At 27.5% G+C, this 11,229-nt stretch carries 14 protein-coding genes; all 14 read left to right on the forward strand.

What is annotated here, in order from left to right; all coding sequences use genetic code 11:
* Positions 1–149: 149 nt before the first annotated feature.
* Positions 150–413, forward strand: coding sequence for an ABC transporter permease subunit (locus tag KE631_RS02195; protein WP_212509229.1), 264 nt, complete (start codon positions 150–152; stop codon positions 411–413).
* A 543-nt stretch (positions 414–956) separates the two neighbouring features.
* Positions 957–2,762, forward strand: coding sequence for an ABC transporter substrate-binding protein/permease (locus KE631_RS02200; protein ID WP_212509230.1), 1,806 nt, complete (start codon positions 957–959; stop codon positions 2,760–2,762).
* Between the two features lies 1 nt (position 2,763).
* Positions 2,764–3,492, forward strand: coding sequence for an amino acid ABC transporter ATP-binding protein (locus tag KE631_RS02205; protein ID WP_212509231.1), 729 nt, complete (start codon positions 2,764–2,766; stop codon positions 3,490–3,492).
* A 176-nt stretch (positions 3,493–3,668) separates the two neighbouring features.
* A complete protein-coding gene (locus KE631_RS02210) occupies positions 3,669–4,256 on the forward strand; it encodes an IS3 family transposase (RefSeq protein ID WP_212509232.1) in 588 nt (195 codons plus the stop codon).
* 234 nt (positions 4,257–4,490) lie between these two features.
* Positions 4,491–4,751 (forward strand): 30S ribosomal protein S20, encoded by a 261-nt coding sequence (gene rpsT / locus KE631_RS02215; protein WP_212509233.1) that lies wholly within the window; start codon positions 4,491–4,493, stop codon positions 4,749–4,751.
* Between the two features lie 146 nt (positions 4,752–4,897).
* Entirely contained in the window at positions 4,898–5,161 is a 264-nt protein-coding gene (locus KE631_RS02220; RefSeq protein WP_212509234.1) for a hypothetical protein, read from the forward strand.
* A gap of 128 nt (positions 5,162–5,289) precedes the next feature.
* Positions 5,290–5,577, forward strand: coding sequence for a hypothetical protein (locus tag KE631_RS02225; protein ID WP_212509235.1), 288 nt, complete (start codon positions 5,290–5,292; stop codon positions 5,575–5,577).
* Positions 5,578–5,707: 130 nt separating this feature from the next.
* Entirely contained in the window at positions 5,708–6,982 is a 1,275-nt protein-coding gene (gene serS / locus KE631_RS02230) for a serine--tRNA ligase (protein WP_212509236.1), read from the forward strand.
* A 193-nt stretch (positions 6,983–7,175) separates the two neighbouring features.
* Positions 7,176–7,499 carry a hypothetical protein gene (locus KE631_RS02235; RefSeq protein WP_212509237.1) on the forward strand — a complete coding sequence of 108 codons (324 nt, stop codon included), beginning with the start codon at positions 7,176–7,178 and terminating at the stop codon, positions 7,497–7,499.
* 200 nt (positions 7,500–7,699) lie between these two features.
* On the forward strand, positions 7,700–8,626 hold the full coding sequence (locus tag KE631_RS02240) for a rhodanese-related sulfurtransferase (RefSeq protein ID WP_212509238.1): 927 nt from the start codon (positions 7,700–7,702) through the stop codon (positions 8,624–8,626).
* A gap of 182 nt (positions 8,627–8,808) precedes the next feature.
* Entirely contained in the window at positions 8,809–9,117 is a 309-nt protein-coding gene (gene rplU, locus KE631_RS02245; RefSeq protein ID WP_212509239.1) for a 50S ribosomal protein L21, read from the forward strand.
* Positions 9,118–9,122: 5 nt separating this feature from the next.
* On the forward strand, positions 9,123–9,458 hold the full coding sequence (locus tag KE631_RS02250; RefSeq protein ID WP_034172006.1) for a ribosomal-processing cysteine protease Prp: 336 nt from the start codon (positions 9,123–9,125) through the stop codon (positions 9,456–9,458).
* Position 9,459: 1 nt separating this feature from the next.
* On the forward strand, positions 9,460–9,738 hold the full coding sequence (gene rpmA, locus KE631_RS02255; protein WP_011160463.1) for a 50S ribosomal protein L27: 279 nt from the start codon (positions 9,460–9,462) through the stop codon (positions 9,736–9,738).
* 35 nt (positions 9,739–9,773) lie between these two features.
* Positions 9,774–11,033, forward strand: coding sequence for a GTPase ObgE (obgE, locus tag KE631_RS02260; RefSeq protein WP_212509240.1), 1,260 nt, complete (start codon positions 9,774–9,776; stop codon positions 11,031–11,033).
* Positions 11,034–11,229: the final 196 nt, after the last annotated feature.

The following is an 11,229-nucleotide window of genomic DNA, read 5'->3' on the forward strand; positions in this document are numbered from 1 at the left end:
GAACTGTTCCATTTTTTTAGACACTTTTTTATTTAAAAATTACTCTTTAAGACTTAAAATTAAATAGATAATTTCATATCTTTTCAAACTAACAAAGTAATTTCATTACACTTAAAAAGTGTCTAAAAAAATGGAACAGTTCATTAGGATTGAATAAAAAACAAACCTTCTATTATGTTACTTTCCCACAAGCATTAAAAAAATCAGTTCCTTTAGTAGCAGCACAATTTGTTACTAATATTAAAGCTTGTACTTTCTTCGGATTAATTGCATTAATTGATATGTCATTTGTTACAAATGATGCTATGAACGTTACAGGAGATTTAGTTGCTCCATTTGTAATACTTTCCGTTGTTTACTTAGTTTTAATTCAATTTATTAATATGTTAAGTAAATATTTAGAAAAAAATTAAATCCTGCTTTAAAAACTGTAGTTAGTGCTTAATAAATTAATTTAAGAATTATAAGAAACAAATATTAAGATAAAACAAATATTAATTCTTAATATAAAATATAAAGATAATTAATGCATAACTCACTACATTTTAATTATTAACCCAATATTTATTTCTTACCTTTGAATCTTTTATATTAAAATAGTTATACTGATATTAATTAAATGTTAATTTTAATTGTTTTTATGTTATCATAAATAATAAAGTATTATTTTAAAAAATATCTTATTATTAAAAGTTTGATATTGTTTTAGAATTGAAAAATATTTATAAATGATGCACATTACAATTTATGTATATTTATAATATATAAATAAAAGGTTAAAAAATGAAAATTAAAAAGATGCCTCCCAAATATAGATTTCATATTCATAAGTATATTAAAATTGTTGTATCTATTATAACAATGATGTTTGTTTTTTGGTATTTTAAATTAAATTAAATCAAATAGATGGTTTTTACAAGCACCAAAATTGAAAGTGAAGGTAAAAATTATATATTATGATTCAAAGGAAAAAAGAAAAATACAAAATTACTAAATATCTAAAATATACTAAATATGTTTTATTATTTATGTTTATGATTTTTTGGGGATGGCTTCATTTTAGTGTGGGGTTATTTCAAAGAGTTAATAATTCTAAGAAATATTTAAGAGTAGCTGTAGTAGCTGATGCAGCTCCTAATAGTTTGACTATTAAATCTGATAAAGATACAAGTAAAGCTCACAGAACTATTCAAGGTGAATATATTTCAGGATTTGATATAGATTTAATTGATAAAATAGTAAAAGCATTACCTCAAGAAGAAAAGTATGAAGGTTGTAAATTTAGTCTTTTTGATTTTGATGGGATGTTTACTGCTGTTCAAAATGGTTCAGTTGATGTAGCTATTTCTTCTATTAGTATTACTGATAAAAGAAAAGAAAACTTTGATTTTCCTATTGCCTATACTTTGGATAATACAGGGTTTTTAGTAAGAAAAGATGATGCGCGTTTTAAAGATTTGCCAAAAGAAGTAAAATATGAAGATATAAAAGGTATATTAAAAGATTACAAAGACCCAATTAAATTTTTAACTCTTACTGGTTCTGTGGCTGATAAAGTTATTGAAAATATTAGATCAGATTTAGGAAATTTATTACACATTACTAAATCCAATCCTATTGATGATGCTGTTATGTGTGCTCAAAGCGTTAAAGATAAAGCTTCTGATATTTTTGTAACTGATAGTTATATTACTAAATATTATGCTTCGCAAAATGATGAATTAAAACATATATCAATTATATCTGATGATGCTCGTTTTACTGTTTCTCCTACAGGTTTAGGAATTGTAGTTAAAAAAGGTAATACAAAATTAATTACTCCAATTAATAATGCTTTTAAAGAAGTTTTAAAAAAAGAAGAACTTTTGCTAGATGGTTATGGTTTAAATGTTAAAGGTATAATTGAGTTAACCAAAGAATTAAAAGAAGAACAATCAAAACCAACTGACAAACAAGACCTAAATAGCCGAAATAGAATAAAAACTTTAAAAGACAAAATATCTAAATTTAAAGAAATAACTAATAAATGGTTAGAACAATCTTTAAAAGAGTTAAGCCAAAAACAAGGATTAAATTGGTATCAAAAAGTATCTCTTGCTTTACCTGATTATGCCACACCTTTAAAAACTACTTTATTACTTGCATTAGATGGAGTTATTGTAGGTTTTATCTTAGCTATTGTTTTAACAGGGATTAAAAGTATTAAACCTAATTATCAAACACAAAATCCCTTTATTGTAGGGTTAATACAAAGTTTTCTTTACTTGCTTGATGCAATACTTTATATTTTTAAATCAATTCCAGTAGCAGCTCAAATGATTATAGTTCATTTTGGTTGGAGAGCTTATAATCCTGAATTAAATCCGATGTATTCAGGTATTATAGTGTTATTATTAAATTCAGCAGTTAGTATTACAAATATTTTATTACAAAATATTAAGTTTTTAGATAAAGGACAAGTAGAAGCTTCTCTAGCTTTAGGAATGACTCAAAGACAAACATTTTTTTATGTTATTTTCCCCCAAACGCTTAAAAGATCACTTCCTTTTGTAGTACAACAATTTATTGTAAATATTAAAGATAGTGCTTGTTTTGGTGGTTTGGTTGGTCTGTTAGATGTAGCATGGAAAGCCAAAACTCAAATTGTTCAAACAGGAAGCATTGCTATTCCTTATGCTATTACTGCTTGTATTTATTTAGTGTTAATTACGATTGCTAATTTATTTGTTAAATATTTAGAAAAACAAAAAAAAGGAGTTTAGAATGCAATATTTAATTGAAGTTAAAGATCTTTGTAAAAAGTTTGGCGATAAAGAGATTTTAAAAAATATTAATTTAAAAATTAAAAAACAAGAAATAGTAACTATTATTGGTTTTTCAGGTTCAGGGAAATCTACTTTATTAAGATGTTTTAATCTATTAGAAGAACCTAATTCTGGTCAAATTTTAATTGATAATAAAAATATCTTAGATAAAGGAGTAAAATTATCTGATCTAAGAACTAAAGTAGGAATGGTGTTTCAAAGTTTTAATTTATTTGAAGGAAAAACAGTATTAGAAAATTGTTGTTTAGCTCCGATGAAAGTATTAAAATTATCTAAACAAAAAGCTCAAGAAAATGCTTTAGAACGGTTAAAAGAACTAGATTTAGAAGCTCTTGCTAATCAAAGAGTAGAAACTCTTTCAGGGGGACAAAAACAACGTGTTGCTATTGCTAGAGTTTTATGTATGGAACCTGAAGTTATTCTTTTAGATGAACCAACTTCTGCCCTAGATCCTGAATCTACTTTGCAAGTATTACAAACTTTACAAAAATTATCAGAGAAAAAAATAAATCTTATTATTGTAACTCATGAAATGAAATTTGCTCAAAGAGTATCTGATACTATTTATTTTATGGAACAAGGTAAAATTCTTGAAAAAGGTACTCCGAAAGACATTTTTGAAACTGATAAGTTTCCTAAATCTAAGGCTTTTTTTGAAGATTTTTGATTCCTTATAAATGTATCATTATTTATGAAAATAACCCAAACTGCAATTACAGTTTGGGTTTTCCTTTTTTTTTGGGGTAGATAAATTGTTGTAATTGTTTATAATTTAGGGTGATAGAATTATTTAATGTTTTAAATGTTTAGGAATGATTATAATAAAAATGGAGATAGATAAATATGCAATATTATACTGAAGAAATGATATTAAATCGTCAATTTTTAAATCTTGCTAAAAATATGAAAGCTACAAGACCTCATCAAATATTATGTGGTGGCATTACCGAAGTTTATTACCAGGATAAAGTTTTATATGTTTCAGTTGTCCTAGATACATATAGTCGCAAAATTTTGGCTTATCATGTTTCTGATTATGAAGGCGCACCTTTAATTATAGATACTATTGATAAATTAAATGTATTTGAAAACGATTGCATTTTTCATTCTTATCTTAAATTTCCATATTATAAATTGGATGTTGAAGAAATTTTAAAAACCAAAAATTTAATTCAGAGTTTTGAAGATAGACAAAGGATTCAAAAAGGACAATCTTCTCCTTGTACTTATTTAACTTCTTTCTTTTCTTCTTTTAAATGTGAATGTATTTATTATGGCATTCCAAACCCTAGAACTATTAGTAAAAAAGTTATGATTGAAGCTATTTGTAAATATATGTCATATTATAATTTAGAAAGAATGCATTCATCACTTAATTATGCTACTCCTGATGCATTTGAAAAAAAATATTTTAAAAAGTTAAATGAATAAGTATTTGAAAGTAATTTTGGGCATTGTTTCGAGTTATAAAAAATCTCCATAAACGAGTTTCCATAATTTTATTTTTACAAATATTACATAATTTATTATGAAATGCAAAAGATATAAAAAAATACTATAATTACACTATTTTATTGCTTTTTTATCTAAATTTTGGTATAATCCTCAGTAGAGTTATTAATAATAAATTGATAATTAAGTAACTAAAAAAAGGAGATTATAATCATGGCTAATATTAAACAACAAAAAAAACGTAATAAAACTAATGAAAAACGTCGTTTGCAAAATGTTTCTTTTAAATCATCTGTAAAAACAGTGGTAAAACAAGTAAAAACTGCAGTTGCAAACACTGATAAACAAAAAGCCTTAGTTTTATTAAGTGTAGCTTATAAAAAATTTGATAAAGGGGTTTCTAAAAGAGTTTATCACGTTAACTTTTCTGCTAGAAACAAATCTGATTTACAAAAATTAGTAAATACCCTTTAATTTTTTTTTACAAAACTCACAAAAACCACATTAATTAAAACAAACATCAAAACTTATCATAATATTGGACCAACAAACATAACATTAATATTTTAATTGTAATTATTTTATTTAAATATATTTGAGTGGAAAAGGTTGATAAATTTATGTTTTTTTGGGCAAATAAAGTAATTTATGTAACTTCAGGATTTATTGTAGGATCAGTTTTAAGGATAAGTCTATATTTTAGATCGTTATTAAATGAACCTAAATATATTCTTAAAAAAGGATCTAGCACTACAATTAATAATATTTCTAATAAAGTTATTGGCAAAGATGTATTAATGCCGCCTTCTTTATCTGATAATTTGATGCATTTATGGTTTGATTTTATCAACAAACAAACAAAAACATTAATACAAATATTGTAAAATATTTAAGTTTATTATTTGCTTATTATTTATTTATAAATACTTTTACATTTTTCTTTTTATAATTATTAAAATATAATTTCTAAAACAATTTGGATTTATGACAAACCATTACAAAGAGGATAAAAATGAATAAATTATTAAATATTTTCTTATTTATTGTGGGTTTTTTAGTAGGTGCTGTTTGTGGAGCTAATTTATATGTTACAGCATCAAATAACGAACCTAAATATTTTGCACAAACCACAGTAAATCAAGGTGTAAATGGAATTAATAACATTTTAGGTACCGAATGGGAATCTCCTACAGGAAAACCTTCTTCTAGTGAAGAATTTCTACATTGGTGGCTTGAATTTATAAATGGTTTTAATAAAATGGTTAATGATTTTAATAAGGGTTTTAATAATAAAAAATGAGTAAAAATTTTTCAAACCCCATTAACTAACAAAATTTATATTCTTGCTACATTTATATTTTTCCAATTAAAACTTATTATTTTTGCCACCATTAAATTAATTTTTCCCAAACTAAAGAGGTATTTTTTTTATGTTAGATCTGAATTTTGTAGTCCAAAATCTGCCATCTGTTATTGCAAAATTAGAAAAAAGGCAACAAAATTTTGCTTATTTAAATAAATTGCCTCTTTTAGCACAACAAAGAAAATCTTTACTTTTGGAAATACAGGATTTAAGAAGTCAAAAAAATCAATCAGCTAAAAAAGTTGCCCAAAAAGCTAACGCCAAAGAAGATATTACTCTTGTTTTGCAAGACACTAATTTTTTGCGTGATGATTTACAAAAACTAGAACAAAAGTTAAAACTAAAAGAACAAGAAATTTTTGATATTTTAAGCATTACCCCCAATTTACCACACGATTCTTTACCAATTGGCACAAACGATAAGGACAATAAGGAATTGTATTGCGAAGGACAAATAAGAACTTTTGCATTTACGCCCAAAGACCATGTTTATTTAGCTGAAAAATTAGATATTCTCGACTTTAAAAGGGCTTCTAAAATTTCTGGTAGTGGATTTGTTGTTTGCAAAGGGCTAGGAGCACGCCTCGAAAGAGCCTTAATTCAATTTATGATGGATCTTCATAGTAAAAAAGGTTATCAAGAAATTATTCCTCCTTATATTATCAATGAAAAAACCATGTTTGCAACAGGGCAATTACCCAAGTTTGAAGATGAAGTCTACAAGCTTTACAACTCCAAAAATAATTGGTATCTAAATCCTACAGCAGAAGTTCCTACTATTAATTTGCATCGTGAAGAAATTTTTAAACCAGACACGCTTCCTATTAAATACGTCGCCTACACTACTGCTTTTCGCCAAGAAGCAGGCTCAGCTGGCAAAGATACTAGAGGAATTTTTAGACAACATCAATTTAATAAAGTAGAATTAATTCAGTTTTGCCATCCCCAAAATTCTTATGAATGTCTAGACCAAATGTTAAAAGATTCCGAAGAAGTGCTAAATCTGCTCAAACTTCCTTATCGTGTTGTTTTACTTTCTACTGGGGATTTGGGTTTTAGCATGGCAAAAACTTATGATTTAGAAGTTTTTTTACCCAGCTATAATTGTTATCGTGAAATTGGTTCTATCAGTAATTCTTGCGATTTCCAATCAAGACGCGCCAATATTAAAATGAAAAATCCTGCAAATAATAAAAATGAATACGTTCATATTCTAAACGGTTCAGGTTTGGCTGTTGGAAGAACTGTCATTGCTATTTTGGAAAATTATCAAAACCAAGATGGTACTATTACAGTTCCTGAAGTTTTACAGCCTTATTTAGGAACCGATATTATCAAGTAATTTGAATGTTTTTAACAAGAATAATTTAGAATATAGAGTCGAATCTTTTATGAAAAATAAAGTGATTCGGCATTTTTTATTGGTAAAACAAAAGCCACTAACAAAACCTTTACTATTTTTTTCACCATTTTCAAAGGCAACCTCAAAAATTTATTACTTTCATCTTCAAAAATAATTGTGAGGTAATATCAATATGCAAATTAAAAACATTTATTTACGACCCCACAATTCTCAAACTTTTCCTCAACAAATAAAAACCTATATCAAAACCAATATTAATCCATCTTTTTGGGGTTTTGTATCTAATTATCCTTGTTATAATTCCGAGACTATCCAAACTTATCCTTGTCTTTTGTGCCGTATTAAAGACGCTTCTTCAGATTTATTAGGAGTCTTTTTTGATGGTGGCACAAGGACTGCAAGTTTCAAAGGCGAAATAAAATATAGTTTAGATGATTTAAAACAAATGTTAAATGGTGCTCAAAATATGTATATTTTTTGGAAAGAACGCTCCTAAAATTTATTTTATAATCTTTAATATTTATTAGAGTTTAAGATTTGCTCCATAAAAATCTTAAATAAAAAATTATAAATGAAGCCAAAAACATTAATCATTTATTGTTTCAAATTCCTAACAATTTATTTTAATAATAAAATAAAGTCCAAATTAATCAGATTTTGCATGCAATCTCAATTGAAAAGAGGCATAATTATTTTATGACACAAACTTCTAACTCCCAATACTTAGTTATTTTATATTATCAATATGCTCCAATAAAAGACCCTCAAACTTTTAGAGACCAACATTTTAAATATTGTGAATCTCTAGGACTTTTAGGACGTATTATCGTTGCCCAAGAAGGTATAAACGGTACTTTGTCAGGTCTAGAAGAACAAATACATAAATACATGGATCAACTAAAACAAGATCCTCGTTTTTGCAACACTGTTTTTAAAATGGAAACTGTAGAGGCACACGTTTTCCCGCGTCTTTCTATTAAAGTTAAGCCCGAATTGGTTAATTTGAGTCTTCAAGAAAACTTTGATCTTACTAAAGACAAAGGTGCTTATTTAGCTCCTCAAGAATTTTTGCAAGCCTTGCAAGAAAAAGATACTTTAATTCTTGATGCTCGTAATGACTATGAATATGATTTAGGACACTTCAGAAATGCAGTTAATCCCAATATTAAACATTTTCGTGATTTGCCAAATTGGGTCAAACAAAACACCCATTTATTAAAAGATAAAAAAATCGTAACTTATTGTACTGGTGGTGTGCGTTGTGAAAAATTTAGCACTTTCTTAAAAAAAGAAGGTTTCGATGATGTCTATCAATTAGAAGGAGGCATCATTTCTTATGGCAAACACCCCGAAACTCAAGGTGCTTTGTGGGATGGTCAAATGTATGTCTTTGATCAAAGAATAGCAGTCCCTGTTAATCAAAAAGAACATGTTATCGTTGGTAAAGACTATTTTGATGGCACTCCTTGTGAACGCTATATTAATTGCTCTAATCCTCAATGCAACAAACAAATTTTGTGCCACGAACATAGCGAACACAAATATTTAGGAGCTTGCAGTGATAAATGTAGCAACCATCCGCAAAATAGATATCTCAAAAAGAACAATAATCCAAACTCATAACAAAAAAAACACTCATATTTTAATAAGATATGTTATAATAATGTATGATTATTGTATTTTTTTGGTTTGGCTGCAATCCCCAATTAAAAAAATATAAAAACCATTGTTTTTAAACAATTAATTATTATCAGATCCAATAAATTATCCAAGATAATTTGCAATTTTTGCAAGGAGGAAAGAAAATGTTTGCAATCATCACAACTGGGGGAAAACAATTCCGTGTTTCTGAAGGACAAGAAATTTATGTTGAAAAACTAAATGTTGAGCCAGAAACAACTTATCAATTTCAAGAAGTTTTAGCTGTTGGTGGCTCCAATCCTGTTTTAGGCACCCCTTTTGTTAAAGACGCTAAAGTAACAGCTCAAGTAATCAAGCACCACCGCGCTAAAAAAATTATTGTGTTTAAGTATAAAAAACGTAAAAAATATCGTTGTAAACAAGGACACAGACAATCCTATACTAAACTTTTGATTACTAAAATCACTGTTTAAAAACTATGATTCGCTATTGTTTTTACAAAGAACAAAAAAAAATTACTAGTATTCAAGTTTGGGGGCACGCTTTATATGCTCCTAAAGGTTTTGATATTGTGTGTGCTTCGGTTTCTACTGCTATTATTGTAACTTTAAATGCTTTAGAAAAACTTCAATTCCAAACAGATATTACCTATAATCTACAAGATAAGTTGTTTGAATTAGAAGTGAAAACCACCCAAAATACTGTTCTTTTTACTTTGCTAGATAATTTAGAATACACTATCTGCAATTTAGCCAAACAATATCCCAATAATTTTAAAAAAATATCTCAAATTCAAACAAGAAAGAGGTTATAACATGTTATTGCAATTACAAATCCAGTTATTTGCTTCTAAAAAAGGAGCAGGTTCTACTCGAAACGGTAGAGATTCTCATTCCAAAAGATTAGGTGCTAAACTTTCTGACGGTCAATTTGCCAAAGCAGGCGCTATTATTTATCGTCAAAGAGGAACCAAAATTCACCCTGGTTTTAATGTTGGTAGAGGTGGAGATGACACTTTATTTGCTAAAATGAGTGGCATTATTAAATTTGAAAAAAAGCATGGTCGTAAAAAAGTTTCTGTTTATCTGCAATAATTTTTTTATGCATTTAATGAAAGCAGGTATTTAGTTTGCATTTTGTTGACGAAGCCTTTAATGAAGTTTTTGCTGGCAATGGTGGTCATGGCATCGTTGCTTTTAGAAGAGAAAAATATGTAGCTTTTGGAGGACCTGCTGGTGGCAATGGTGGCAACGGCGGGTCTGTTATTTTTGTAGGCGACAAAGACGAGGCTACCTTATTAAAATTAAAATATCAAAAACATCTTAAAGCACCACATGGAATAAATGGCAAAAATAAAGGTCAAAATGGAGCCAACGCCCCTCATCTTTATGTTAAAGTTCCTTTGGGGACAGTTTTTTATACTGCTGATAACAAGTTTTTAGGAGAGATTTTATACGATCAACAAACCTTAGTTATTGCTAAAGGCGGCAAAGGCGGCAAAGGTAATAAAGCATTAGCTACTTTTAAAAATCAAGCTCCAAGTTATGCTGAAAAAGGTGATTTAGGTGAAAGTTTTAAAATCAAAACAGAACTTAAAGTTTTAGCTGATATTGGTTTATTAGGTTTTCCAAGTGTTGGCAAATCCTCTCTTATTTCTGCTATTTCCAAAGCCCAACCCAAAGTTGCTTCCTATCCTTTTACCACAATTAAACCTCATTTAGGAGTTGTTGAAGTAGATGGTTTTAGTTTTATAGTTGCTGACCTACCAGGACTAATTGCCAATGCTCATTTAGGTTGTGGTATGGGAATTCAATTTTTAAAACATATTGAAAGATGTCGTGTTTTAGTTCATATTTTAAGTATGGAAAGTGCCAATCCTTACCAAGATTTCCAAACTTTAAATCAAGAATTAAGTCAATACAATCCCCAATTATTACTTAAAAAACAAATTATTGTTACCAATAAAATGGATTTACCTGATGCTTTGCAAAAACTTACTCTTTTAAAACAACAAATCAAAGACCAACCAATTATCCCTCTTTCTTTAGTTTCTTTTGATAATTTAGAGACCTTAAAATATGAAATGAGCTCTCTTTTGCAAAATACTCCCTTAGAAGTTACTCCAAACAAAAACAACGAATTTAAATTATACACCCTTCCTGATAATCAAAATACTATTTCTGTTATTAAAGAAAGTGATTCTGTTTTTGTTGTGTCTGGTAAGCAAGTAGAAACTTTTTTTCATCGTACTGATTTTAACAACGAAGAATCTGTAAAAAGATTTAATAGAATATTGAAAAAAATAGGAATGGAAGAACAATTACAAAAACAAGGAGCCAAACCAGGAGATCAAGTTAAAATTTTTGATCGTTTGTTTGATTTTTTATAATTTGGTAATTATAATATAAAGAAATTATATTTTTGCTCCATAAAAAAATGCTAAATCACCCCCCTTATTATTTAAAAATATTTTTCTTACACTTCATAACCTCCCATTATAAATCTTTTTTGCCCCCAAAACTAAATAAACAAATGCAAGATTTTAATATAAGATCTTTTTTATTACCCAAAACCAACAAAAACAA

It is taken from the genome of 'Santalum album' aster yellows phytoplasma (genome assembly GCF_018283495.1).
Taxonomy (GTDB): Bacteria; Bacillota_I; Bacilli_A; order Acholeplasmatales; family Acholeplasmataceae; genus Phytoplasma; species Phytoplasma asteris.